Origin of the sequence: Candidimonas sp. SYP-B2681, from assembly GCF_003971065.1 — a bacterium.
GTDB lineage: Bacteria > Pseudomonadota > Gammaproteobacteria > Burkholderiales > Burkholderiaceae_B > Pollutimonas.
Genome location: NZ_RYDV01000004.1, coordinates 341,668 through 365,421, shown reverse-complemented (window position 1 = coordinate 365,421; position 23,754 = coordinate 341,668). Strand labels below are relative to the sequence as shown.

The following is a 23,754-nucleotide window of genomic DNA, read 5'->3' as shown; positions in this document are numbered from 1 at the left end:
ATACGCATAGGGGCAGGGCCATGGACGGTCTCGACCCGCGGTAGGTTAAAGCGAAGGGATCGAGCGTCGAAAATACGGCGCTTTGGCGCTACGGGCGTAATACCAAAGTTGTCCATAACAATAGGAATAGCGGAACCTTGGCATCGCTCTGCCGTATTGCCCTCTAGCCCTTAGAAACCACGCTCCTACTCAGGCAATGGCTACATAGCGCCGACTGGGCCCTTATTCCCGCTCGTTACAAAATGTATATGAAGTGCTATGTGAAGTAGCTCTTAGCGTTGCGCGGAAATACTTCGCAAGGATCATATTTGCTCATAAGCAATGAATGGCTTTTAATATGATCGGTCTAAAGTAAGATCACCTTTTAGCAGCGCTTATATCGACAAGTCCTGGAAACCTAGGCAGGGAGGCATCCCTTCAATATCTGAACGCTCACTTTCCCGCGATATCAATCCTTATCCCATCGGATGGTCAGGATAACGAATTTGTTCCACGTGGAACAACACCTAATTAGCGTTGAGAAGTTCAGAAAGGGAGTCACAATTGAAGAAATATCAGTCAGCTCTGAACGCCTTCAATACGCTGAGGTTAAAATCAATGAAACTGTAAGGGTGTGGATAACCCTGTGCATAACGGCTGGCAATTCGGTGAATAACTTTATAACCTCGCAGGGACCAGCACCCTGCCATGCGTTGCGTCACGCCTATGGTCCCTTGCCTATGACTTATCGATAAAAAAAGCGCCCACGCTAAGAGCGGGGCGCTTCCACTGAGTTCTAGCTGCTAATGTCAGCCCGAACGTAATCAGAGCGGACGGATCTCTGCTGCTTGAGGGCCTTTGGGGCCATCCGTAACTTCGAACTCGACGTCCTGACCTTCATTCAGACTACGGTAACCGCGGCCCTCGATGGCGGAGAAATGGGCAAACACGTCAGTCCCACCTTCGTCTGGAGTAATAAAACCAAAGCCTTTCTCGGCGTTGAACCACTTAACTTTGCCCTTTTGAGCCATGATACATAGAGTCCTAGAAATGATCGAAAAAGCGATGAGTCAAGGACGGCGTGTTCCGCGAGACGCTACCATGTTCTAAGCTCAAAATCGCTTGATACTTAAAGTTATTGATAACCGACCGCAGCACCGCCGTGCCGCTAGACTACAAAGCGAATACGAGCATAGCGAGGGCTGAACCATTTATCAAATACTTGTTTACCCCAATGTGGTATTTTTCCTGCAGACTGCATTCGAACTTAACATGCGGTGCATTGAAGCCATCATCCGCACCCATAAGCCCCAATTATTAACCTTAAATCGTCCAACAATATGAAATTTTCATCCAAGCTGCCAGGCGTCGGAACCACCATTTTTACCGTGATGAGCCAATTAGCGGCGGAACATAAAGCCATCAATCTAGGCCAAGGTTTCCCAGACTTCAATCCCGAAACGGAACTGCTCGATCTGGTCACCAAGGCACTGCACGATGGCCACAACCAGTACCCACAAATGGCGGGAATTCCTGATCTGCGTCGGCAGATATCGGACAAAGTAGAAGCGCTGTACTCGCGCCGATACGATGCTGATACCGAAATTACGGTTACTAGCGGAGCCAGCGAAGCGCTGATGGCCAGCATCCTGGCGTTTGTAAAACCGGGCGACGAAGTACTGGTAATCGAACCGTTCTACGATCTGTATATCCCAGCGATCGAATTAGCTGGCGGGATCCCGGTCGTCGTATCGATGCGCGCACCTGATGCGCATAGCGCCTTATATCGGGTCGACTGGCAGCAGGTCCTTGATGCGGTAACTACAAAAACTCGTATGTTGATCGTCAACTTTCCGCATAATCCGACAGGTATTAACCTACAGGAAAGCGATCTGGATTGGCTCGAAAGAATAGTGGCCGAAACAGGCATCATGCTCTTGTCGGACGAAGTGTACGAACACATCGTATTCGATCAGCAACCACATCAGAGCTTGGCTAGACGAGAGTCGTTAGCAGCCAACTCCATCGTCATTTCGTCTTTCGGTAAGACCTATCACACAACTGGATGGAAAATCGGCTACTGCTGCGCACCGAAAGAGATCTCTGCTGAAATACGCAAAGTTCATCAGTTCATGGTTTTTACGGTAAGTTCGCCCATGCAGGTGGCTTTGGCTGAATACATGAAAAACCCTAAACCGTATCTTGACCTGTCTGCCTTTTATCAGACCAAACGAGACAGACTCGCCGCAGGTTTGGAAAAAACTCGCTTCATTCCCATGCCCAGCCAAGGCACTTTCTTTTTACTGGCAGACTACAGCCAGGTGTCTGACCTTCCTGAAGCAGAATTTGCAAGATGGCTGACCACCGAACACAAGGTGGGAGTGATCCCGGTTTCTGCTTTCTACAAAGATCCAAATGCCAACGAATCCAACCATCGACTAATTCGCTTTTGTTTCGCAAAACAGGACCATACCCTTGATGCAGCAATCGACAGACTATCCCTGGTCTGATTCTTCGAGGTTTCCATGTCGAACCCGCTACGGCGGGTTTTTTTCATTCCAAAAGTCGCTACTGGCGAAGCTTTGAGCCTAAAGGGGCGACAACATCGTCCAGGGGCCCGAATCCCTGAATTTGTTTTGGACCGATAGATCAATGAACCGAAGTATACAGGCTGGAACAGCAAATCTGGTTGGGTCTAAAAGATGGCTGATCCGGTGGGGTCTTAAGCTGTTCATTATCTTTACTATTTATAAAGACTAATACTAATGGGTGTCTGTGGATAAGTGGCACAAGTAAGATATCTATCGTTAACTCAAGCACTTGCAGCGTATTTTTCAGGCGCACAACTTGTGTTTTTCCCGTGAATGAAACGGGCATAACTTTTCCAGCTGATGGCTCTTAGTCGGTTGTGCATAACTCATCCACAGTCTGTGCACAAGCACTCCACCCAGTAGTTATCCACAGGCAGATTTCAAAAAAACCAGCCAATTATTTGGTTACTATTTGTAAATACAGCAAAACAAGCGCTCGGAGTGCCGAAAAGAAGACAAAAAAAACCGTGTCTCTACGAGACACGGTTAAACGCTGCTATCCGTAAACCTACCGTTCTAAGTTGCTCCGCATTAGCCGCGCTATGTCTTCATTGAAGTGAGAAGAAGTTGGCGAATCTGAGTGCTGCAAAAGTCCATGAATGACTCCTTGCTGGTCCAGCATAGGCCGATTTTGACTCAGCTTTTGCTTGGCTTCAACGGAGGTTATGGATATCTCAAGACCAACAATGTTGTTGAGCATGGTATTGATATAGTCGGCGGGAGCGTCGGAAATTTTCCAAGGGTCAGCACGGCCTTTCTCGAATCGATTGGTCTGATGCTCAAGATGGGTCAGTAGCCATTCCGGGCTCGTCGTAGTCGACAACATGCCGTGTACATGAACTGAAACATAATTCCATGTCGGAACGGCTTTGCCCCCAAGACTTTTCTTGGACGGATACCAGGAAGGCGAGATATAGGCGTGCGGCCCCTGAAATATGACAAGTACAGGCGTTGCATCGGCAAGCAAACCGAATTCGGTATTGCTGCGCGCAACATGTGCCTGAAGTGTTCCGAGGCCGCGCTGCGGCTCGGTTAACAGGAATGGTAGGTGCGTGGCAGCCAGCCCGGTACTACCATGAACCGTTAGCGTCCCGAATGGGTAATCTTCGATCAGTTGATGTTGGATATGCAGATCGGTGAGCTCAAATGAGCCTGGTGTATACATATTATTGCCCTAATCATAAGGTGGCCAACACCTCGCCGGTATCGAAAACGACTTGATTTTCGGGCCATTGCAAGGCAGCAAGTTTGAAGCGCGATTGTTCGATGGAACGACTGGCCTTTCTATCGCGCCATCGGGCACCAACGGAAAAGTCGACACAAAAAACGTTGTGATGTTTGCCATGCCACGAAAGTGGCTCGACTTCATTGAACAATTGGCTATAGCGGGGAATGGTTTGGCCTGGCTCGACACGCAGCATGCGCCAATAATGGCCGATAACGACTGGGATAGCGTCATCATAGTCATTCCACCAACTGATCCGGTCTGAGAATCTCCATCTGTTACCGGCAAAGAAGGGCGTCACAGCTTTTCTTTCGACACCCGAGGTGAGCACCTTCAGAGGGTTCACCATCTGCTGGGTGGCCTCGTATTCAGCGATAGCGTGGAGAAAAGGCGGCGGACCGTATTCGTCTTCGAGCTCGATCGCCCACTGTTGTTTTTCATGAAGATACTTGCTGTACAAACCGGAAGCTTCAGCGGTCGACTGGGCCATGTTGTCCCACATGCGAAATTGCTCGACGATACTGCCAAGCGAGACCGTACGAATTGCTGCTATTGCAGGAGCGGTCCAGGCAGCATGCACTACGCGTATATCTTCACGTTCCAGCGCAATGGGCAGACTACGCAGAAAATCCTTGATCGTTTGCCGTTCAGTTGCCCTGGTACGACGAAATGGCGCATAGTTTTTAAGATCGCGTTCATAGCGCTCGTCAAAAAACCAGCCTGAGCCATCCTTGGCGTCGTCGATCAACAGGTTGATCTCGTGATTTCCCAAAATGGTTTGGGCGTTACCCTGCTGCACCAGGTGCTGCACCAGTCGGATAACGGCTGGGCTATCCGGCCCACGATCACAAAGATCGCCGACGAACACTAATTTTCGGTGGCGGGGATGTGCACCCTGAGCGTCATAACCCAGACCTTCGAGTAGGGCTATTAAAGCCGGATACTCGCCATGGATATCACCAATGATGTCTAGCGGATTCTCGGGTAAGCGTTGTATCAGGTGCATGGAAACAATAGTGGCGTGGCGCCTTCAAAGAAACGTTACGCCCCATTCATGGTGACAACGATAGATCGGCTGCCACCGTGGTCACGGTGCTCGCATAAATATATTCCCTGCCATACGCCTAAGTTCAAACGCCCATCACTGATGGGAATGTTCAGGTCGGATCCCAAAATGCCGGTTTTTAAATGCGCAGGTAGGTCGTCCGGCCCTTCATCATTATGTTCCATTCCTGGAATATTGGGAGGAACCAGAATATTGAAGTACCGCTCGAAATCCCGCCTTACAGCGGGATCGGCATTTTCATTGACCGTCAGTGATGCAGAGGTGTGTTTCAAGAACACGTTCATCATGCCGATTCTCATGTCTTCCAGTTCGGGCAATTGCCGGAGAATTTCTCGGGTTATCAGATGAAAGCCTCGCGCTTTCGGTGCAAGCGTTATTTCTTTCTGCATCCACATGGTTGATCGGTGCTTTTTTTGAGGCCGGCTTAGGACAACATGTAAGCAGTATACCCGCAGTTTGAGCTCTTTTTACTCTTGGGTATAGCCGCCGAATTGCGAGGATGTATTAGTTGTTCATTATTTTTTCTATATATAAAGACTAATACTAATGGGTGTCTGTGGATAAGTGGAACAACCCTGATTCTGTTATTAGATTCAAGCGATTACATCACTTTTTTGAAATGCACAACTCCTGTTTAGCGCGTGGATGGAAAGGGTACAACTTTAGAACTTGGGAGAAATGGCCGACTTATGCTGTGTTGGTACACAGCCTGTGCACAACCGGCTTACTTAGAGCTTATCCACAGGCGAATATTTTTTTAATAGAGGGATTTTTGCGGAAAATAGGAGGCCCTACCGGTAAAAGTCCTGGTTTTTGTAGCCTGCGCTGATAAGAAGTGGGAGCAACAGGCGCCTTGTTCAAGGTATATTGCTATATAATTTATAGCAATACCTACTATAAGGGAGCCGGAGATGGATGTACTAATGAAGCTATTCTGGCTTTATGCTTTGCGTTTACCCACGGGTTCCGGTGCCGAATATGATCAATGGAGCCATGAATTGTTGGCTCAGGTAGATGAACAATACGCTGCTTGGGAACGGTTGTACGACAGAATCCGCAGCAATAATCATCGGCTAGGAACACTGGAAATGGTCAAATACTCAACGAAAGAGCGCGAACAAATTGACATCTTCATCTCCAATATGGCGCAGTTCGCTCCTTTGATTCGGGGCGAGCGCGGCCAAAAAATCGCTGCACTTCACCTGAAAACGCTAGAAGCGGTCAGCCTTTATGATGATTTTCAGACCTTGAATGTTTTCACATCGGCACGGGTGTCGCGTAGCCGCAAGTGTGAGTACGTAGTGCATTAAGTACAGTGCATATCTGTACAAGAGTCCTTCTACTTCTATGTAGTCAGGGCTTACGCAGAAGGATCGCCGCCTGCCAATTTACGGTTCCTATGTAGTCGCGAAATGATCGATAGTGCGATTTTTAATAGGTATAAAATGATCAGGGAACCGACCAGATCACCCACAAACATAACGCCAAAAGTGCTGAGTAAATTGGCTTCCGGATCCGTGAATGCAAACCATATATGATGAAGCGTCGAGATCAGCAATGCGCAGATGACTGCACAGGTTATCAGGCGTCTAGGGGTGAGATTGTCGAGGTTTTTATGCAGACCCAGGCATTCCAGGGCAAGCACATAAGTGATGTACGGAGCCAGGGCTGAGATTCCGCCACCGACGGCTGATCTGATAAAATCGTCAGGAAAAAAATAGGTGAAGCACGCTATCAATGAAGCGATCAGCAAGCCGACCGCGCCTGAGACGCCGAAAAGCAGTGTACATAGCAGTCGTACGCCGCCAGGAAGGTAGACCCAGTTAATCCCACGAATGAATTCGGAGTATGAGAAAACCCATTCATTAATGATAAGGGCGGCCAGAAAAAACAGTGCCGTACCAATCACCATACTCCACTGAAGACGAAGGTATGACATCTGCTTCTCTAAAAGAGTGGACGACCGAGTGTAACAATTAAATTGGGCGTTGTAGTCATGAAAGGAAAAACGCGGCCCGCAGACATTTACATGCGCTTTCTCGGCCTCGCCGAGTCATTGCGCGGCCTGCCAGCATTGCCCGCATTAGATCCTTTAGAAGAGCGCATGCTGGCTCTGGTGGCGCGTGCGTCTCAAGAGGCAAGCCGCCTGTCGGTCAGGGATATGATGGCGATGGATCAGTTTGGATCGCCCGCTACGGTGCATTCCAGATTGAAGTCCATGCGCAAGAAGGGCTGGATCATGTTGGCTGATACCGAAGATACTAGAAGAAAACAGGTAGAACTGAGTCAGGCTGCTTTGCTTCATTTCGATAAGCTGTCGGCCTGCTTGATCAAGGCGGCAAAGGAAGGCTAACTGCCTTAAACGGTATTGGAGCTTCGTGTACAGAAAAAAACTAGGCCTCAAGGCCTAGTTTTTTGATGCGAGTCAAAAGTTATTGTTTTTCAACGCCAGCAGCGGAAATGACCGACGCCCACTTTTTATACTCGGCGTTGATAAATGCCGAGAATTTTTGCGGTCCATCCGACTTCACTTCCCCGCCCAGTTTATGAATCTTGGCTTTGAAATCGTCTGAAGCCACGACTTTTTGCAATGCATTATTCAGGCTTTCGATGACTTCCGGCGGAGTGCCGGCGGGCGCCATGATGCCGTTCCATGTGCCTATTTCAAAATCAGGAAATCCCGATTCGATCATAGTAGGAACGTCCGGTAAAAGGGGATTGCGTTTGGGCGATGTCACAGCCAGTGCCTTGAGCCTGCTATTTTGGATAAACGGCAGCGATGGAGGCAGATTGTCGAACATCATGTTAACTTGCCCGCCGACAAGGTCGGTAACAGCCGGCGCGCTGCCGCGATACGGGATATGGGTCAACGGCTGCTGAATCGTTGTTTTGAACATTTCGCCGGATAAATGTATAGACGTGCCTATACCCGACGAAGCGAAGGTAAGGGGATGCGGACTTTTCTTTGCATAAGCCACAAGTTCGGCGACCGTATTTACGGGCAGGTCTTTGTTGACGACCAGTACGTTTGGAATCGACGTTATGAGCGTGACGGGTGCAAAGTTTTTAAGCGATTCTTCTGACAAACTTTTGTATAAGGCCATGTTGATTGCTTGCGTTCCAACAGTGCCCATTAATATGGTGTAGCCGTCGGGCGCAGCCCTGGCAACGCTGTTTGTACCAATCGTGCCACCGGCGCCCGATAGATTTTCGACAACAACGTTTTGTCCTAATTGTTCGCTCAGTGCAGAACTAACGATGCGCGCGACGCTGTCGGTATTGCCGCCAGGAGGAAAGGGCACGACCATCCGGATGGTTTTCTCTGGCCACGCTGCGGTTTGGCCCGCAAGCGGCAACAACATACCCGCGATACCGAACGCCAGTATCGCCGCACGAGGTGCTAATTTGAGTTTCATTGTCTCTTCCTTTTAGTTCGCTTACTGCATTTAAGGGCGTATGCCGCCCTTATGAAAATTCGCTGAATGCTTTTACAGTTCGTAGCCGGGATTACGGCGGTCGAGCCGACGCAGCAGACCAGGCCACGCCAGTGATGCCTTGTACGAGCGATCCGCCCTTGTTTCAACCTTTGCGCGTTCCAGTATCGTTGTGGGAATATGGTTGAGCTCTCCACCGGCCTGTGCCCTGACTTGCACCATACAAGCCGCTTCAAGACGGTGCATCGCCTGAAAGGCGTCAGCCATGGTTAGTCCAACGGTGAGCAAGCCATGATTACGCAATATCAGATAATTGTTTTCACCCAAGTCTTTGACCAGGCGCGGCTGCTCGTCGGGATCCAGCGCTAATCCTTCGTACTCGTGATAGCTGAGCGATTGCAGAACAATGAACGCAAACTGCGAAAGCGGAAGCAGTCCGGCTTTTTGTGCCGAGACGGCCACGCCATTGATCGAATGGGTATGTAGTACGCACATGGCGTCTTTACGCGCAGCATGTATGCAGCTATGGATCGTGAAGCCAGCAGGGTTAATGTCGTAATCGGATTCCATCACCTTGTTGCCGGCCAGATCAATCTTGACCAAGCTGGACGCGGTGATCTCGTCAAACATCAGCCCGTAGGGATTAATAAGGAAGTGCTCTGTTCCCGGGACTTTCGCCGTGATATGAGTGAATATCAGATCATCCCAGCCGAATAAGGCGACGAGCCGATACAGGGCGGCAAGATCGACCCGTACCTGCCATTCCTCTGCGCTGATTTGATCGCGCGGCCAAACCGCTTTTTGTTTGGATAGATGCATATTTCCTCCGGATATCGGCGCCACGCCATGGCGCTCGATAAGCAGTTAAGTATCAAAAGCTATATGCACCCGACTCATGAATATCTGGGTGCCTGTGATATAACCAAATGCTTGATGTAAATCATGCTTGCCAGCATTTTAGGCGGCTACCTATATCATTCCAAAACGTAAATAGATCATCGTTATCATGAGTTTTATGAATGTTTCTTAGAAAATTGACGCCTTCCATGTCGCAGCTTCTCGCTTTCGAAGCGGCGGCACGCCATGGCAACTTCACAAAGGCTGCTAACGAGTTGTGTTTGACGCAGAGCGCGGTAAGCCGTCATATTCAGGCGCTGGAAGCCATGCTGCGTGTCGTCTTGTTCGAGCGCACCGGTCGTCAGATTAAATTGACAGCGGAAGGTCAACGTTATGCACAAGAAGTAGGCGCTGCCTTGAATCGCATTCGCAATGCCAGCATGCATGCGTACGAGTCTGGCGCCAACGCCAATGCCTTGCAGTTGGCCGTGTTGCCTATTTTCGGCTCCAAGTGGTTGATGCCGCGCTTAAGCCGCTTCTACGACCGACATCCTGACTTGCTCGTGAATATTCATTCTCGTATAGGCGAGTTCGACCTGGCGCTATCTGGCATGGATGCGTACATCACCCTTGGCGATGGCCACTGGCCGACACTCGCAAAGGATCATTTGGTTGATGCACGAGCCGTTGTTATCGCAAGTCCGTCGTTATTGAAGCAAAAGCCCATCCATAAAGCGGCCGACTTGATGCAGCACCAGCTATTACACGTTACTTCGCATTCCCCTGGTTGGAAGGAATGTTTGCTTGCCAGCCGTATCGATCCTCGCACTGTCGTACTCGGCGCACAATTTGAATACACAGCCCATTTAATCCAGGCCGTCATCAGCGGGATGGGCGTGGGGTTGGTTTCTGATGTTTTTGTGCGCGAAGAATGTCAGCAGGGTTCTTTGGTCGTCCCCGACATCCCCGACTTTGCTGTCCGTAATAAAAGTTATTACCTGGTTTATGCTCCGGACAATGGGGCTAATCCGTCATTGTGCCTGTTCAGAGACTGGTTGCTGGAAGAAGTGAGTTAGGATCGTTGAGCGGCTCGAAATTGACCACGAGACCAGCTGTCGCTGCTCCCATGTCGGTTTATTTTCCAATACAGAAACTACAAGCCAGTTGCTCATCAATAGGTTATATTTTTATCGGAGCACTTTCGGAGTGCTGGAATCGGCGATAGAAATCGTTAATACTCTTGGTTCTGTTGGATTGAAGCATCGACCCTATCAGACAAAGGGTGAATCTGCGGTTATTGCTCTATGGAAGGACTGGTAGTTGCGGTTTTTGCGTACCATACCGAAGCCCGGGAGGACGCATTCTTTATGCTAGACGTTCGACCAATCGTGGCACTGACGACGTCAAGAGGGTTATTCCCGAGCCTGTTAAAAGTATCAGCACTATTTTTCGGAACATCGCGTCATTTATTTTCTTGTAAAATCGGGTGCCGAGAAATGTTGGCACCAGCATAGCGGGTAAGACGATGGCAAACATCGGCAGCATGTCTGACGTCACGATGCCTGTCGCCAAATATGCCCCCATGGTGACAAGCAGCATAGACAGATTGAAATTCTGGATCACGGCGCGCTGAGCGTCTCTGTCATACCCGCGTAACGTACACCAAAGCGTCGGCAACGTCCCGGTGAAGCCTCCGATGCCACCCATCACTCCGCCGGCAACACCCACAATACCGTCGGCTATACGGCCCCCCATCGTAATTCGGGGAAGCTGCTTGGCCAAAAGCATGGCGGGACACCACAACACCAGTAGTCCACCAAGCACCACTTTGAACCAATCCATGTCCAGGTGGGGCAAGACCGCCACCCCGAGGGGGATGCCAACGACGCCTCCAGCAATAAAAGGCCATAACAAGCGCATATCAAAACCACGGCGAACAGAGAAGGCGGCAAGAATCTGCCCCGTCAGAGCTCCAAAAACCGCCAACGTGGCAGCCAGCCTGGGATCTAAGGCCCAGACCCAGAACGACATAGCCACCATACCGAATGCGAACCCCGAAAGCCCTTGTACAAAGCCAGCAACCACCGCACCCAGCGCGATGATGTAAATTGCATCCATTCCCATTTTTTTTGTCCCTACATATAAGGTCTAGGCCAAGGGGCGCGTGGCTAGCGCTACCTGCATGAGTTCTTCCGGCCGATGACCAACTTTTAATTTGTTCAGATCCGGGAAAGCAGTTGATTGAGTTTGATGTCTTTTGAGCTTTTTCGCTAATTCACTTCCCGATGCAGAAACTGGAAAATATCTCGCCTAGTAAATCGTCACTGGTGAATTGTCCGGTAATGGCGCATAAGTCGCCATGTGCCAGGCGCAGCTCTTCAGCAAATAGGTCGAGCACGCTGTCATTGTGACTGGCGTGTTCAGCCGCCAATAGCAGATGTTCATTCGCGCTGGTCAGGGCACGAAGATGGCGCTCCCGGGCGAGCCAGGGCGATTCTGTGCTGGGGCTCCAGCCTGCGATATCCAGCAGCCTTTGGCGCAAGCTATCCAGACCAGCACCAGTTTTCGCCGAGATTCCCAATGCGGATGGCAATCGCGCCGCCAAGGTCTCCTGTTCGCTTTCCGGAAGCAAGTCGATTTTATTAAAGACCTTTAAGACCGGCGTTCGGGCCGGAAGACGACGAGTGATGGCGGTATCGAGATCATCGCTTTGACTACGTGCATCTTGCAGGTGAATGATGACGTTGGCTTTTTCAATCTCCGCCCAGGTACGCGCTATGCCTATGCTTTCGACAGTGTCGTCGGTTTCACGCAAGCCGGCTGTGTCGATTATATGCAGGGGCACCCCCTGAACATGAATTTGCTGGATGACTTTGTCGCGTGTTGTGCCAGCTATCGGTGTAACGATGGCGATATCGTCTCCGGCTAAAGCATTGAGCAAGCTGGATTTTCCGACATTGGGCTGGCCCGCGAGCACCACATGTAATCCTTCGCGCAGGATGAGGCCTTGCCGGGCTTGAGAAATAAGGAATCCCAGTTCATGCTGTATAGCCTCTAGCGCCGCGCGAGCCTGGTATTTTTCGAGAAAGTCTATTTCTTCTTCTGGAAAATCCAGGGTCGCCTCGACCAACATGCGCAAGCGCACAATGCGTTCGCTAAGCCCATTGACGTGCGCTGAGAAGGCACCGCTCAAAGAAGCCATGGCGCTGCGGGCAGCGGCTTCGGATGATGCGTCGATAAGATCGGCAACAGCTTCGGCTTGAGCGAGGTCCAATCTTTCGTTAAGAAAGGCGCGATGCGTGAATTCTCCGGGTTCTGCATGGCGCAAGGACAGGTCTTTACCGGTTTCCAGACAGTGCGCCATGACCCTACGCAATACCGCGGGACCGCCATGACCTTGAAGTTCCAGGACATCTTCACCTGTATACGAGTGCGGAGCCTTGAAAAATAGGGCGATACCTGCGTCGATGGGATTACCTTGCTGGTCATTGAACGGCAAGTAGTGCGCATGGCGAGGCTTAAGCGGCGTATCGAAGAGCCTGCTCAAAAGCGAATCCAGATTTTTTCCTGAAATGCGTACAACACCAATGCCGCCGCGTCCGGGAGCGGTGGCAATGGCGATAATGGGTTCGTGAGAGCGTAGGGTCATGGCAGGCGTATGGCGAAGGAGACGCAAAGCGTACTACTATTGGATTTGGGCACGGGGCAGTTGAACATAATAAATTTGCAAGGAAACATCATGCCATACCTGATCGAAACCTTCGACAAACCGCACACTCAGGCATTGCGTCAGGCGCTGCGCGACAAGCATCTGGACTATCTGGAAGAAAACAAAAAAATGCTGCTGGCTTGCGGCGCCAAGTTGGAAGATGACGGAACCGGCGGTACCGGAAGCGTCTATATCGTGGATGTGGAATCCCGTGGTGAGGCCGAAGAGTTTCTCAGCGCCGACCCATTCGCCATAGGTGGGCTGTTCGAGCGCATAGTCATTACGCGTTGGCGGAAGGCATATCTTGATGGACAGTGTTATTTGTAGATAAAACGCAAAGCATTGAATGGGGCGCCCGTATCGGCGCCCCGTTCAATTTATGGAATACGCAGTTGGTCAGGCAAGTGCTTTAAGCGCCGCTGCCACACCGGCCCCATAGGCGGGGTCGGCCTGGGTGCAATGGAAGATGTGGCGTGCTTGTACGTCTTGTGACGCGCCGGAAATCGCCCTTGCTGTGTTGTCGAACAAAACTTGTTGCTGCTGTTCGTTCATCAGCCGGAACAGATTCCCCGGCTGCGAAAAGTAGTCAGTGTCTTCGCGATGATTCCAGTGATCGGCAGCCCCTTCGATAGACAGAGGCGGTTCACGGAAATCGGGCTGCTCCTGCCATTCCCCTTGAGTGTTCGGTTCGTTAGCGGTGATCCTGCCGTGATTCCCATCTACCCTCATTGCACCGTCGCGGTGGTAGCTATGGAAGGGGCATTTAGGCGCATTCACGGGGATCTGGTGGTGATTGACTCCAAGGCGGTATCGTTGCGCATCGCCGTAGGAAAACAGACGTGCCTGTAGCATTTTATCCGGTGAAAAACTAATGCCGGGTACGACATTGGCAGGGGTGAATGCGGCTTGTTCGACTTCAGCGAAGAAGTTTTCCGGGTTGCGATTCAGCTCGAGCTGGCCCACTTCGATCAAGGGATAATCCGCATGCGGCCAGACTTTCGTCAAATCAAAGGGATTCAGATGGTACGTGGCGGCGTCTTTCTCTGGCATGATCTGCACATACATGGTCCAACGCGGGAAGTCTTTGTTTTCGACCGCTTCAAACAGATCGCGCTGGGAGCTTTCGCGGTCGTGCCCGACAACAGTATTTGCTTCGGCATCAGTAAGGTTCTTGATGCCTTGCTGCGTCTTGAAGGTGAACTTCACCCAGTGTCGTTCATTGTTGGCATTGATGAAACTGAATGTGTGGCTTCCGAACAGGTGCATATTGCGAAAGCCGGCGGGAATGCCGCGGTCGCTCATGACGATAGTGACCTGGTGCAACGCTTCAGGCAAGCCGGTCCAGAATTCCCAATTGTTTTGTGCACTTCGCATGCCGGTACGGGGATCACGCTTGACGGCATGGTTCAAGTCGGGAAACTTCAAGGGATCGCGGAAGAAGAAAACGGGCGTGTTATTGCCGACTAGGTCCCAGTTACCTTCCTCGGTGTAGAACTTCATGGCCACGCCGCGAATATCCCGTTCGGCATCTGCCGCGCCGCGCTCGCCCGCAACCGTTGAAAAGCGCATGAAAACTTCAGTTTGTTTACCGATCTGTGAAAAAATCTTTGCGCGGGTGTATTGGCTGATATCGTGCGTGACCGTAAATGTTCCGTAGGCACCCGCGCCTTTAGCATGCATGCGCCGCTCTGGGATAACTTCACGGTCAAAGTGAGCAAGCTTCTCCAGTAGCCAGACATCCTGCAATAAGGCAGGGCCCCGTGGGCCAGCAGTTTGAATATTCTGATTGTCGACGACTGGCGCGCCAGCGGCGGTAGTTAGCTTCTTCATACAGGTAAATCCTTTCGTGATGTCGTTTTGACAAATCAATCTGCAGGTCTAACACAGGCGTCTAATCCGCCACTGTTTAACAGACGATAGACAGAGTTTATATACCCGCTACCCTAAAGTAAAATTGATTGATGGAAACATCTCGATAGCGAACAACTATAACGGCCGTCAAAGCGGTGACCTGGAACCGGAAATGACAAGGGCACCTTATTGAGGTGCCCTTGAAGTAAATCGCCGGATTACTGAACCGGATTACCGATCAACGCGTAGCCGCCGCCTTTTCTTTGTCAAGCTTATGCATGATGTAGCGTTGCTGCGCAATGGACACAGCGTTATTAACGCACCAGTACAGCACCAGGCCGGCCGGGAAGAAGAACATCATGCCGCCGAACACCAAAGGCATGACCATCATGATCTTGGCCTGGGTCGGATCGGGAGGCGTGGGATTCAGCTTGATTTGCAGGAACATGGTCGCCATCATGAAAGCAGGCAGGATGAACCATGGGTCGCGTGCGGCCAAATCGTGGATCCAGAGTATCCAAGGCGCGCCGCGCATTTCAACGCTGCCCAGCAATACCCAATACAGCGAAATGAAGACCGGGATCTGTACCACCATGGGCAAACAGCCCCCTAGCGGGTTGATCTTTTCGGTACGATACATTTCCATCATGGCGGCATTCAATTTGGCCTTGTCGTCGCCAAACTTTTCGCGTAAAGCCTGCATACGCGGCGTCACTTGCTTCATCTTGGCCATTGACCGATAGCTGGCGGCGGACAGTGGATAGAACACCAGCTTGATCAAAAGCGTAAGGGCGACAATAGTCCAACCCCAGTTTCCGAGCATGCTATGCAGCCATGTCATGATCTTGAATAGCGGCTTGGAGATAATTGTCAGGAAGCCGTAGTCGACGACCAATTCCAGACCGGGAGCCAGTTCGCTCATGGCTTTTTGATCTTGGGGGCCTACCCACAGGTCGGCTTCGATGGCCTTGTGGTCACCTGGTTGGATGGTGCCTACTGATTCGATGCTGCGAATGGCATAAAGGTTATCGGACAAACGCAATGCTTCGTTGTTCCGAACAGTTCCTTCTGCGGGTATCCAGGCAGTAGCGAAGTAATGCTGAACAATACCGATCCAGCCGTTATCGGCTTGTTTGGTGTAATTGGTCTTGCCTTTGTCAATGTCCGAAAAAGTGATTTTCTGAAATTTTTCCTGGGCCGAATACAGGGCCGGACCCGTGAAGGTGCTGTAAAACGACGACGTATCGGATGGGTCTTTACCGTCGCGTACTAGCTGCAGATACAGCGAGGGATTGACCGGCGCAGGACCTGTGTTGTAGATATCGTGTTCGACCTGGATATCGTAGCGGCCTTTGTGTAGTGTGTAGGTTTTGACCACTTTCACGCCAGCCGCTTCCGACTCGAATACCACTTTAAGCGTATCGCCAGTAAGGTCGTTTTGCGACGAAACCAGTTTGAACGGCGTTAAATGCGTGGGATATCCTTCGCCGGCGGGGGCACCAATGACTCCGGACTGCGCCAGGTAGACTGAGGAAGCAGAATTATCCAGCAATACCATAGGCTCGGTGCCGCCGCCTGGAGCGGCGTACTTGAGCAATTCGGCCTTGACCAGTTGAGCCCCCAGCGTATCGAAGGTCAGATCAAAGACATCGGTCTTGATATTGACTTTTTCAGAGCCGGCGGCTGGCTTCGCGGTGCTGCCCGGTATTGCGGCGTCAGTGGTCGCTGCTGCGGTCGTTCCGGTGGCAGCGGGAGCGGCAGTTGGAACGCTGGCGTCAGCTGGCGTGGGCGCAGGTGTCGCGGTCTGGGTCGGCGTTGGGCTGCCGCCAAATAGCGACGGTTTGCCGTTATGTACTTGCCAGTTATTCCACAGCAGCAAGAGCGAGAAAGAGAAAATCATCCAGAGGATGGTGCGTCGGATATCCATAGCGCCTGTTTCGAGTTAAAGCTGAGCAAAAGCTCAACAGTTTAACGTAGCTCACCTGAATTCATGATGAGCAGAAGATTGTTCGAATAAACTGCAGTCGGCCGGTGGCGGACGAGTTGCATAAAGGGCACGGCACGCAGGCCATTCCCATCCTAACGGAATCGGTGTTTTGGTTCGGGCACGGGGTCGTAGCCGCCTTGGCACCATGGGTTGCAGCGCGCAATGCGCCACGTTCCCAGCCAAAGCCCCTTTAGTGCGCCGTGTGTTTCAATTGCTTCTATAGTGTAATGGGAGCACGTGGGCGTAAAACGGCAACTTCTGCCTACCCATGGGCTAAGGAAATACCGATAGAACCGGATCGGGGCAATAAGCAGTGTCTTGATCATTGCATGGCCCGGTTCAAAAGTGCATCGATTTCAGCTCGTACCAAGGTTTTCAGTTCGGTGAGCGTGAAAGGTCCTACTTTTGAATGCAGTCGAAATACCAGATCGCGTGCTGGTAATTCGTGTCGCTTCTGCCTGAACGCTTCGCGTATTACACGCTTGATCGCATTTCGGGTGACAGACTTCGCGGCAAAGCGCTTGGCAATGACAAGGCCAAGTCTGGCGCCGAAGACTTCGGTATCTGCGGGCGTATCGCGCGGCGTGGTTACAACGAACAACGCCCCTCTGGCAAGACGTTTACCCTTAAGGGCAGACGCATATTCCGAGGGGCGGTGCAGGCGGGCCGCAGCAGGAAATGTGGCGCGCATAAAAGCAGGCATCGGCCGTAGCTATCGGCCAACGCTTGGGCTTTTGGGCCTATACGGCCAGGCGCTTACGGCCTTTGGCACGGCGCGCATTGATAACGGCACGACCGCCACGCGTTTTCATGCGAACGCGAAAACCGTGGGTGCGCTTACGACGGGTGACAGAAGGTTGGAAGGTGCGTTTCATTGGAAATCCAAAATAAAAGAGCTACCAGAAACCCTTGCAGAACAAATCTGCTTTGCGGCCCCGGCGTTAGAAATTCTTGTAAAGCCCATCATTTCATCAAATTTTTATAGTTTAGTCAAATGGTTAGCATAAATACTAGCAACAAATCTTAAGCCTGCTTGTGGATAACTATGCCTCCGACAGGGTAGAATCGAGGTTTACTCAAGTGGTGGACATGAAAGATTTTTGGCAGACTTGCGTCCAGCGTCTGGAGCAGGACCTACCTCCGCAGCAAATAAGTGCCTGGATTCGCCCGTTGGTACCCCTTGCGTTCGACGAAGCGCAGGCGGTTCTGCGGGTCTCTGCCCCTAACCGTTTCAAACTGGATTGGGTGCGTAAGAATTTTTCGCATCAAATCGAAACCCTTGCAACCGAATGGTACGAACGGCCGGTGCAAGTTACTTTCGAGCTCGCAGGTTCGGTTGCTTCCGCAGCTGTATCCCGTGGCGGTCCTGCGTCCCGTTTGGGAGCAGGGCCCGAGCCGTCGACGGCGCCCCCTGCGGCGGTGGCCAATACAGCCTCTGCGCCCGCGGCTTCGGTTGCCAGCGCGGCTGCCGCGGAACTGGCGCACGACCGTTCCCGTCTGAATACGGATCTTACCTTCGACAATTTCGTAACAGGTAAGGCCAACCAGCTGGCTCGCGCCGCCGCGCTGCAAGTTGCCGAGAACCCCGGTGTGTCGTATAACCCGTTGTTCCTTTATGGCGGAGTCGGGCTCGGCAAGACCCACCTTATTCACGCCATAGGCAACGCATTGCTTGCCAATGGCAAAGGTACTCGCGTCCGGTACGTGCACGCCGACCAATATGTATCGGACGTGGTCAAGGCGTATCAACGCAAGGCGTTCGACGAATTCAAGCGCTATTACCATTCCCTTGATTTGTTGCTGATTGACGACATTCAGTTTTTCGCGGGAAAAAACCGTACTCAGGAAGAGTTTTTCTACGCTTTCGAGGCCATGGTTGCCCAACGTAAGCAAATCATCATTACGTCCGACACCTATCCCAAGGAATTGGCCAATATCGATAGCCGACTCATCTCGCGCTTCGATTCCGGCCTTACCGTGGCGATCGAACCGCCCGAACTCGAGATGCGTGTGGCCATTCTGTTGCGCAAGGCTGAAACCGAGGGCGTCACCATGCCCGAAGAGGTCGCCTTCTTCATTGCCAAGCACTTGCGCAGCAATGTGCGCGAGCTCGAAGGGGCTTTGCGCAAGGTTTCGGCCTATGCCCGCTTCCACGGTCGCGAAGTCCTTACGGTCGATGTCTGCAAAGACGCCCTTAAAGATCTGCTATCAGTGTCGAACGGCCAGATTACGGTCGAGAACATCCAGAAGACAGTGGCCGACTTCTACAAAATAAAAGTCGCCGACATGTATTCCAAGCGCCGGCCGGCCAATATTGCCATGCCGCGCCAGGTGGCGATGTATCTTGCCAAAGAGCTCACCCAAAAAAGCTTGCCTGAAATTGGCGATTTATTCGGTGGACGCGACCACACAACGGTACTTCATGCAGTCCGGAAAATCGCCGACGCCAGGTCTAAACAGACCGAGCTGAATCATGCTCTTCACGTACTAGAACAAACCTTAAAAGGATAACCATGCAACTCGTACAAGCGACTCGTGATGCATTGCTCAAACCGTTATCGACGGTGGCGGGAATTGTCGAACGACGCAATACCCTGCCCATTCTGGCGAATATTCTTCTGCGTAAAGAAGGCAAGAGCATCGCATTCATCGCCACTGACCTCGAGGTCCAAATAACCACACATGCTGATTTCGGCATTGGCGATGAAAACGAGTCGACGACGGTTGCAGCCCGGAAACTGCTTGATATATTGCGGGCGCTGCCCGATGTTGGTGATGTAAAACTGGGTCTGGCCAGTGCCAAGATGTCGGTGCAAAGCGGAAAAAGCCGATTTGCCTTGCAAACCCTAAGTGCCAGTGATTATCCCACTTTGGCACAACCCGAAAAATGGGATATCTCGTTTTCGCTGCCGCAAAAAACACTGAAGCACCTGTTTAATATGGTGCATTTTGCGATGGCGCAGCAAGATATCCGCTACTACCTGAACGGCCTGTTATTTGTGTTTGAGCCAGGTTTTGTGCGGACTGTCGCAACCGACGGCCATCGACTCGCGCATAGCGGTACGGCGGTGGAAGGCATTGAAGCCAAGCATGATGTAATTGTGCCCCGCAAGACAGTCCTTGAAATGCAACGCCTGCTTAGCGATTCCGACGAACTGGTTTCGATCGATGTGGCTACCGGCCAGATTCGTTTCCGCTTTGGCGATGTCGAACTGGTTTCCAAGCTGGTCGAAGGCAAGTTTCCCGATTTCACCCGTGTAATACCTAACAGCTATACACGCCACTTTTCGATCAACCGCGAGATTCTGCAGGGCAGCCTGCAACGCGCGGCGATCCTCACCACCGACAAATTGAAGGGTGTACGCCTGCAGCTGTCGAATAACCAATTGAAAATTTCTTCGTCCAATGCCGAGCAGGAAGAGGCGCAGGAAGAGTTGGATATCGACTATAGCCATGAGCCCCTCGACGTCGGCTTTAACGTCAGCTACTTGCTTGATGTTTTGGCCAACGTCAAAACCGAAACCATTCAATGGTCGGTCCAGCCCGATGTCAACGCATCGGCACTGATCACGTCTCCTGACGATGACCAGTTCAAGTATGTCGTTATGCCAATGCGCATCTAAGATTTTCTTGGATTCATGTCGCATGAAACGCCCGGGCGCAGTTGCCCGGTGCATTTCGACAGCCGCAAGGCTTATATAAGGTTTTTATAAACTATGTCAGATCAAACCACGATTGCCGCCGATACCGGATATGGCGCCGACTCCATCAAAATGCTCAAGGGCCTCGAAGCAGTTCGCAAGCGCCCGGGCATGTACATTGGCGATACCTCTGACGGTACCGGGCTTCATCACATGGTCTTCGAGGTGGTCGATAACGCCATCGATGAAGCGTTGGCGGGTCATTGCGACGACATCGTCGTAACGATTCATGCCGACAACAGCATTTCGGTAAGCGATAACGGGCGCGGTATTCCGACCGATATCCACAAAGATGATGAATTTCACCGCAGTGCGGCCGAAATCGTCATGACCGAATTGCACGCGGGTGGCAAGTTCGATCACAATTCATATAAGGTTTCCGGCGGGTTGCACGGTGTGGGCGTATCTTGCGTCAATGCCTTGTCGGAGTGGCTGCGCCTAAGCATTGCCCGCAACGGGCAGGCGTACGAAATGGAATTTCGCCGCGGCGCGCGCGTAGAACCGCTTGCCATGGTCGGAGCCACCGACTTGAAAGGCACACGGGTACAGTTCCTGGCCGACCCGGAAATTTTCGAGAACATTGAATACCATTACGAAATTCTCGCCAAACGCTTACGCGAGCTGTCGTTCCTGAACAATGGCGTGAAGATCCGCCTGATCGACGAACGTAATGGCAAGGAAGAAAACTTTGCGTTCCTGGGCGGGGTTAAGGGCTTCGTCGAATACATCAACCGTACTAAAACCGTGCTGCACGCCAATGTGTTCTCGGTTAGCACGGAATCCACCATAGGTGACACCACCGTAGGTGTAGACGTCGCCATGCAGTGGAACGACAGCTATACGGAAACGGTGCTGTGCTTTACCAATAATATTCCGCAACGCGATGGCGGCTCGCACCTGACGGGTCTTCGTGCGGCGATGACCCGTGTCTTGAACAAATACATTGGTGACAACGAACTGGCCAAAAAGGCCAAGGTCGACACGACCGGCGACGATATGCGTGAAGGCTTGGCCTGCGTATTGTCGGTAAAGGTTCCCGAGCCCAAGTTCAGTAGCCAGACGAAAGACAAGCTGGTTTCCAGCGAAGTGCGTCCCGCCGTCGAAGAGGCTGTGGCGCGTACCCTGGAAAGCTGGTTGCTCGAGAATCCGGCCGATGCCAAGGCCTTGTGCAACAAGATTATCGACGCTGCCCGCGCACGCGACGCTGCCCGCAAGGCGCGCGAAATGACCCGCCGGAAAAGCGTTCTGGAAGGCGCAGGCCTGCCCGGTAAACTGGCCGACTGCCAGGAAAAAGATCCCGCCCTATGCGAAATCTACATCGTGGAAGGGGACTCCGCCGGCGGTTCGGCCAAGCAGGGCCGCGATCGCAAGTTCCAAGCTATTTTGCCCCTGCGCGGCAAGGTGCTTAACGTAGAGAAAGCCCGTTTCGATCGCCTGATCGCCAGCGAGCAGATCACGACATTGATTACGGCGTTGGGCACCAGTATCGGGCCTGACTTCAACATCGACAAGCTGCGCTATCACCGCATCATCATCATGACCGACGCTGACGTCGATGGCGCTCATATTCGGACCTTGCTGCTCACGTTGTTGTACCGTCAGATGCCCATGCTGGTCGAGCGCGGCCACATCTATATTGCGCAACCGCCTCTGTACAAGGTCAAGCATGGCCGTGAAGAGCGTTACCTGAAAGACGATGCCGAAGAAGCCCAGTTCATGCTGCAGGTTGCCATGAAGGACGCTGTGCTGATCCCGAGTGAAGGCGCAACGCCCATCACAGGCAACGCGCTTACCGAACTGGCCCGCCAGTACATCATGGCCGATGGCGTTATTAACCGCCTGGCGCGCCATGTCGACATGCCGTCATTGTCGGCCATGGCCGAAGGCGTAGAAATTAACTTGGACGACGCCGAGCAGGCTGCCGCTTCGGCCAAGCGCCTACAAGACGCCATTGACGATCCGTCTATGCCCAACGCTGTAAACGTGACGGTCGAGGCCAACGAAGCCGGCGATTCATGGCGCCTTATTGTGCATCGCATGCACCACGGCAACGTCCGCATCACTATTTTCGACCGCATGTTCGTACGCGGTGCGGATTACGCCACCTTGTCCAAGGCTGCCAAGACATTCCTTGGCCTGATGGGCGTAGGTGCATTGGTGGCACGCGGCGAAGGTGACCGGCGCCGCGAGAAGTACATCTCTGACTTCCGCGAAGCCATGCAGTGGTTGCGTTCAGAAGCCGATCGCAGCATCAGTAAGCAGCGCTACAAGGGCCTGGGCGAAATGAACCCCAGCCAGTTGTGGGAAACCACGATGGATCCCAAAGTGCGCCGTTTATTGCGGGTTCAAATCGAGGATGCAATCGCGGCCGACGAAGTCTTTACCACCTTGATGGGCGACGACGTAGAGCCGCGCCGCGCCTTCATTGAAGCGCATGCACTGCAGGCGGGCAACATTGATACTTGATGTTGTAGGATCCCGTGGAACCTTAGATTTTTCCCAGTAAATTTAGATGTTAAAAGGAGGCTGCCGCGAGGCGGCCTCTTTTTTGGACTAAGTAGATTGCTTTGATAAAGCTCGCCGATATCGAGTAAAGTCTCGGCGAGATATCAAACGGGAAGAATTATGGAACGCCGTGCGCCGAAAAAGTATTTGATCGTCGAAGCAACTGGTGACGGCATAGTGAACCTCCAAGAGATGAAGCGGTGGTGCCGGTTGAACCCGACCCTTGCGCCACTAAACATTGATCCTGATCGGGACAACTCGCAAAAGCTGGCCCGCGCATTCCGGAATGCCGGCTGGGAAGTTATTGAAACGGCCACGGAATTACGGATCAGTCGGACCCCTGAGTCGGCCGCTCAAGCAGCGTCAATGTTGGACCCGGAAGAGTCGGTCGACGACGATGGTGAATCGAGTGATGAGACCGCTTTCGCTCTAGAGCGCCAACTCCAAGAGTTTATCGCTACGAATCTTCCGGCCATCCGCGTCAACGGCAAGCGGCTGCGTCTTTACACGGACGATGTGGGCGACGGTACGGAGTACCCGACGTCTAGCAATCGGCGGATCGATATCCTTGCCCAAGATGACGAAAACAACTTCGTGGTATTCGAATTGAAGCGCGGCCTGGCGCCGGATAGTGCAATTGGGCAACTCCTTAACTACATGGGCTGGGTAAAGCTTAACCTAGCTAAGGGTGGAAACGTGAGCGGGGTGATCGTCGCGCGAAAGATTAACGAGCGCCTGCGTGAAGCGATTGTCATGACCGACAACATCTCGCTTTTTGAGTACCAGTTGAAGTTCGACCTTCGGCCCATCAGCAAAGCGACCTCCAACCAATAACACGGGATATATGAACCAACGTTTGACGTAATATG

Annotated in this window: 23 protein-coding genes; 9 read left to right on the top strand and 14 right to left on the bottom strand. The window is 52.1% G+C overall.

Features of this window, described 5'->3' with window-relative positions:
- Positions 1–803: 803 nt before the first annotated feature.
- A complete protein-coding gene (locus tag EKL30_RS11190) occupies positions 804–1,010 on the bottom strand; it encodes a cold-shock protein (RefSeq protein ID WP_126707301.1) in 207 nt (68 codons plus the stop codon).
- Between the two features lie 309 nt (positions 1,011–1,319).
- On the opposite strand from EKL30_RS11190, the gene EKL30_RS11185 reads away from it, so the two are divergent.
- Complete coding sequence (locus tag EKL30_RS11185) at positions 1,320–2,489, top strand: methionine aminotransferase (RefSeq protein WP_126707300.1); 1,170 nt, start codon at positions 1,320–1,322, stop codon at positions 2,487–2,489.
- Positions 2,490–3,078: 589 nt separating this feature from the next.
- On the opposite strand, the gene EKL30_RS11180 is transcribed toward EKL30_RS11185, so the two are convergent.
- From EKL30_RS11180 to EKL30_RS11170, 3 genes are read right to left on the bottom strand one after another with little or no spacing between them, the layout of a single operon-like run.
- Positions 3,079–3,735: an FMN-binding negative transcriptional regulator gene (locus EKL30_RS11180; protein ID WP_126707299.1), complete on the bottom strand. Its 657-nt coding sequence runs from the start codon at positions 3,733–3,735 to the stop codon at positions 3,079–3,081.
- Positions 3,736–3,748: 13 nt separating this feature from the next.
- Entirely contained in the window at positions 3,749–4,801 is a 1,053-nt protein-coding gene (locus EKL30_RS11175; RefSeq protein ID WP_126707298.1) for a metallophosphoesterase, read from the bottom strand.
- Between the two features lie 35 nt (positions 4,802–4,836).
- Positions 4,837–5,256: a secondary thiamine-phosphate synthase enzyme YjbQ gene (locus tag EKL30_RS11170; RefSeq protein ID WP_126707297.1), complete on the bottom strand. Its 420-nt coding sequence runs from the start codon at positions 5,254–5,256 to the stop codon at positions 4,837–4,839.
- A gap of 528 nt (positions 5,257–5,784) precedes the next feature.
- Between EKL30_RS11170 and EKL30_RS11165 the strand changes: the two genes are divergently transcribed.
- Complete coding sequence (locus tag EKL30_RS11165) at positions 5,785–6,171, top strand: hypothetical protein (protein ID WP_126707296.1); 387 nt, start codon at positions 5,785–5,787, stop codon at positions 6,169–6,171.
- A gap of 50 nt (positions 6,172–6,221) precedes the next feature.
- Here EKL30_RS11165 and EKL30_RS11160 read toward each other — a convergent pair whose 3' ends face one another.
- On the bottom strand, positions 6,222–6,800 hold the full coding sequence (locus tag EKL30_RS11160; protein WP_233583020.1) for a hypothetical protein: 579 nt from the start codon (positions 6,798–6,800) through the stop codon (positions 6,222–6,224).
- A 57-nt stretch (positions 6,801–6,857) separates the two neighbouring features.
- On the opposite strand from EKL30_RS11160, the gene EKL30_RS11155 reads away from it, so the two are divergent.
- Positions 6,858–7,214 (top strand): winged helix-turn-helix domain-containing protein, encoded by a 357-nt coding sequence (locus tag EKL30_RS11155; protein WP_126707295.1) that lies wholly within the window; start codon positions 6,858–6,860, stop codon positions 7,212–7,214.
- A 79-nt stretch (positions 7,215–7,293) separates the two neighbouring features.
- Here the strand turns inward: EKL30_RS11155 and EKL30_RS11150 are convergent, their stop codons facing one another.
- Together EKL30_RS11150 and EKL30_RS11145 are read right to left on the bottom strand one after the other, a co-directional pair.
- Positions 7,294–8,277, bottom strand: a complete 984-nt coding sequence (locus tag EKL30_RS11150; RefSeq protein ID WP_126707294.1) for a tripartite tricarboxylate transporter substrate binding protein — start codon at positions 8,275–8,277, stop codon at positions 7,294–7,296.
- A gap of 72 nt (positions 8,278–8,349) precedes the next feature.
- Positions 8,350–9,114, bottom strand: coding sequence for a class II aldolase/adducin family protein (locus EKL30_RS11145; protein WP_126707293.1), 765 nt, complete (start codon positions 9,112–9,114; stop codon positions 8,350–8,352).
- Between the two features lie 200 nt (positions 9,115–9,314).
- Between EKL30_RS11145 and EKL30_RS11140 the strand changes: the two genes are divergently transcribed.
- Positions 9,315–10,208 (top strand): LysR substrate-binding domain-containing protein, encoded by an 894-nt coding sequence (locus EKL30_RS11140; RefSeq protein WP_126707292.1) that lies wholly within the window; start codon positions 9,315–9,317, stop codon positions 10,206–10,208.
- A 289-nt stretch (positions 10,209–10,497) separates the two neighbouring features.
- On the opposite strand, the gene EKL30_RS11135 is transcribed toward EKL30_RS11140, so the two are convergent.
- Entirely contained in the window at positions 10,498–11,250 is a 753-nt protein-coding gene (locus tag EKL30_RS11135; protein ID WP_126707291.1) for a sulfite exporter TauE/SafE family protein, read from the bottom strand.
- A 157-nt stretch (positions 11,251–11,407) separates the two neighbouring features.
- Positions 11,408–12,781, bottom strand: a complete 1,374-nt coding sequence (mnmE, locus tag EKL30_RS11130; RefSeq protein WP_126707290.1) for a tRNA uridine-5-carboxymethylaminomethyl(34) synthesis GTPase MnmE — start codon at positions 12,779–12,781, stop codon at positions 11,408–11,410.
- Positions 12,782–12,871: 90 nt separating this feature from the next.
- Between mnmE and EKL30_RS11125 the strand changes: the two genes are divergently transcribed.
- A complete protein-coding gene (locus EKL30_RS11125; protein WP_126707289.1) occupies positions 12,872–13,168 on the top strand; it encodes a YciI family protein in 297 nt (98 codons plus the stop codon).
- Positions 13,169–13,237: 69 nt separating this feature from the next.
- On the opposite strand, the gene EKL30_RS11120 is transcribed toward EKL30_RS11125, so the two are convergent.
- From EKL30_RS11120 to rpmH, 5 genes are all read right to left on the bottom strand, one after another.
- A complete protein-coding gene (locus EKL30_RS11120) occupies positions 13,238–14,671 on the bottom strand; it encodes a catalase (RefSeq protein ID WP_126707288.1) in 1,434 nt (477 codons plus the stop codon).
- 259 nt (positions 14,672–14,930) lie between these two features.
- On the bottom strand, positions 14,931–16,619 hold the full coding sequence (yidC, locus tag EKL30_RS11115) for a membrane protein insertase YidC (RefSeq protein WP_126707287.1): 1,689 nt from the start codon (positions 16,617–16,619) through the stop codon (positions 14,931–14,933).
- A 152-nt stretch (positions 16,620–16,771) separates the two neighbouring features.
- Complete coding sequence (yidD, locus tag EKL30_RS11110; RefSeq protein WP_126707286.1) at positions 16,772–17,005, bottom strand: membrane protein insertion efficiency factor YidD; 234 nt, start codon at positions 17,003–17,005, stop codon at positions 16,772–16,774.
- Positions 17,002–17,370: a ribonuclease P protein component gene (rnpA, locus tag EKL30_RS11105; protein WP_370246256.1), complete on the bottom strand. Its 369-nt coding sequence runs from the start codon at positions 17,368–17,370 to the stop codon at positions 17,002–17,004. The genes yidD and rnpA overlap by 4 nt, the downstream gene beginning before the upstream one ends.
- Positions 17,371–17,419: 49 nt before the next feature.
- A complete protein-coding gene (gene rpmH, locus EKL30_RS11100; protein ID WP_023951589.1) occupies positions 17,420–17,554 on the bottom strand; it encodes a 50S ribosomal protein L34 in 135 nt (44 codons plus the stop codon).
- A gap of 214 nt (positions 17,555–17,768) precedes the next feature.
- On the opposite strand from rpmH, the gene dnaA reads away from it, so the two are divergent.
- The 4 genes from dnaA (at position 17,769) to EKL30_RS11080 (ending at position 23,719) form a co-directional block, all read left to right on the top strand.
- Complete coding sequence (gene dnaA, locus EKL30_RS11095) at positions 17,769–19,190, top strand: chromosomal replication initiator protein DnaA (RefSeq protein ID WP_126707284.1); 1,422 nt, start codon at positions 17,769–17,771, stop codon at positions 19,188–19,190.
- 2 nt (positions 19,191–19,192) lie between these two features.
- Complete coding sequence (dnaN, locus tag EKL30_RS11090) at positions 19,193–20,302, top strand: DNA polymerase III subunit beta (protein WP_126707283.1); 1,110 nt, start codon at positions 19,193–19,195, stop codon at positions 20,300–20,302.
- Between the two features lie 93 nt (positions 20,303–20,395).
- Complete coding sequence (gyrB, locus tag EKL30_RS11085; RefSeq protein WP_126707282.1) at positions 20,396–22,846, top strand: DNA topoisomerase (ATP-hydrolyzing) subunit B; 2,451 nt, start codon at positions 20,396–20,398, stop codon at positions 22,844–22,846.
- A gap of 159 nt (positions 22,847–23,005) precedes the next feature.
- Positions 23,006–23,719, top strand: a complete 714-nt coding sequence (locus EKL30_RS11080; RefSeq protein WP_126707281.1) for an endonuclease NucS domain-containing protein — start codon at positions 23,006–23,008, stop codon at positions 23,717–23,719.
- The last annotated feature ends 35 nt before the right edge of the window (positions 23,720–23,754 follow it).

Excerpts from the sequence above, each read along its gene's own strand:
- dnaN (WP_126707283.1), top strand. The coding sequence starts at position 19,193 with ATGCAACTCGTACAAGCGACTCGTGATGCATTGCTCAAACCGTTATCG.
- EKL30_RS11080 (WP_126707281.1), top strand. The coding sequence starts at position 23,006 with ATGGAACGCCGTGCGCCGAAAAAGTATTTGATCGTCGAAGCAACTGGT.
- EKL30_RS11150 (WP_126707294.1), bottom strand. The coding sequence starts at position 8,277 with ATGAAACTCAAATTAGCACCTCGTGCGGCGATACTGGCGTTCGGTATC.
- yidC (WP_126707287.1), bottom strand. The coding sequence starts at position 16,619 with ATGGATATCCGACGCACCATCCTCTGGATGATTTTCTCTTTCTCGCTC.
- EKL30_RS11140 (WP_126707292.1), top strand. The coding sequence starts at position 9,315 with ATGTTTCTTAGAAAATTGACGCCTTCCATGTCGCAGCTTCTCGCTTTC.
- mnmE (WP_126707290.1), bottom strand. The coding sequence starts at position 12,781 with ATGACCCTACGCTCTCACGAACCCATTATCGCCATTGCCACCGCTCCC.
- gyrB (WP_126707282.1), top strand. The coding sequence starts at position 20,396 with ATGTCAGATCAAACCACGATTGCCGCCGATACCGGATATGGCGCCGAC.
- dnaA (WP_126707284.1), top strand. The coding sequence starts at position 17,769 with ATGAAAGATTTTTGGCAGACTTGCGTCCAGCGTCTGGAGCAGGACCTA.
- EKL30_RS11135 (WP_126707291.1), bottom strand. The coding sequence starts at position 11,250 with ATGGATGCAATTTACATCATCGCGCTGGGTGCGGTGGTTGCTGGCTTT.
- rpmH (WP_023951589.1), bottom strand. The coding sequence starts at position 17,554 with ATGAAACGCACCTTCCAACCTTCTGTCACCCGTCGTAAGCGCACCCAC.
- EKL30_RS11165 (WP_126707296.1), top strand. The coding sequence starts at position 5,785 with ATGAAGCTATTCTGGCTTTATGCTTTGCGTTTACCCACGGGTTCCGGT.
- EKL30_RS11170 (WP_126707297.1), bottom strand. The coding sequence starts at position 5,256 with ATGTGGATGCAGAAAGAAATAACGCTTGCACCGAAAGCGCGAGGCTTT.
- EKL30_RS11145 (WP_126707293.1), bottom strand. The coding sequence starts at position 9,114 with ATGCATCTATCCAAACAAAAAGCGGTTTGGCCGCGCGATCAAATCAGC.
- EKL30_RS11185 (WP_126707300.1), top strand. The coding sequence starts at position 1,320 with ATGAAATTTTCATCCAAGCTGCCAGGCGTCGGAACCACCATTTTTACC.
- yidD (WP_126707286.1), bottom strand. The coding sequence starts at position 17,005 with ATGATCAAGACACTGCTTATTGCCCCGATCCGGTTCTATCGGTATTTC.
- rnpA (WP_370246256.1), bottom strand. The coding sequence starts at position 17,370 with ATGCGCGCCACATTTCCTGCTGCGGCCCGCCTGCACCGCCCCTCGGAA.
- EKL30_RS11190 (WP_126707301.1), bottom strand. The coding sequence starts at position 1,010 with ATGGCTCAAAAGGGCAAAGTTAAGTGGTTCAACGCCGAGAAAGGCTTT.
- EKL30_RS11180 (WP_126707299.1), bottom strand. The coding sequence starts at position 3,735 with ATGTATACACCAGGCTCATTTGAGCTCACCGATCTGCATATCCAACAT.
- EKL30_RS11125 (WP_126707289.1), top strand. The coding sequence starts at position 12,872 with ATGCCATACCTGATCGAAACCTTCGACAAACCGCACACTCAGGCATTG.
- EKL30_RS11155 (WP_126707295.1), top strand. The coding sequence starts at position 6,858 with ATGAAAGGAAAAACGCGGCCCGCAGACATTTACATGCGCTTTCTCGGC.
- EKL30_RS11120 (WP_126707288.1), bottom strand. The coding sequence starts at position 14,671 with ATGAAGAAGCTAACTACCGCCGCTGGCGCGCCAGTCGTCGACAATCAG.
- EKL30_RS11175 (WP_126707298.1), bottom strand. The coding sequence starts at position 4,801 with ATGCACCTGATACAACGCTTACCCGAGAATCCGCTAGACATCATTGGT.
- EKL30_RS11160 (WP_233583020.1), bottom strand. The coding sequence starts at position 6,800 with ATGTCATACCTTCGTCTTCAGTGGAGTATGGTGATTGGTACGGCACTG.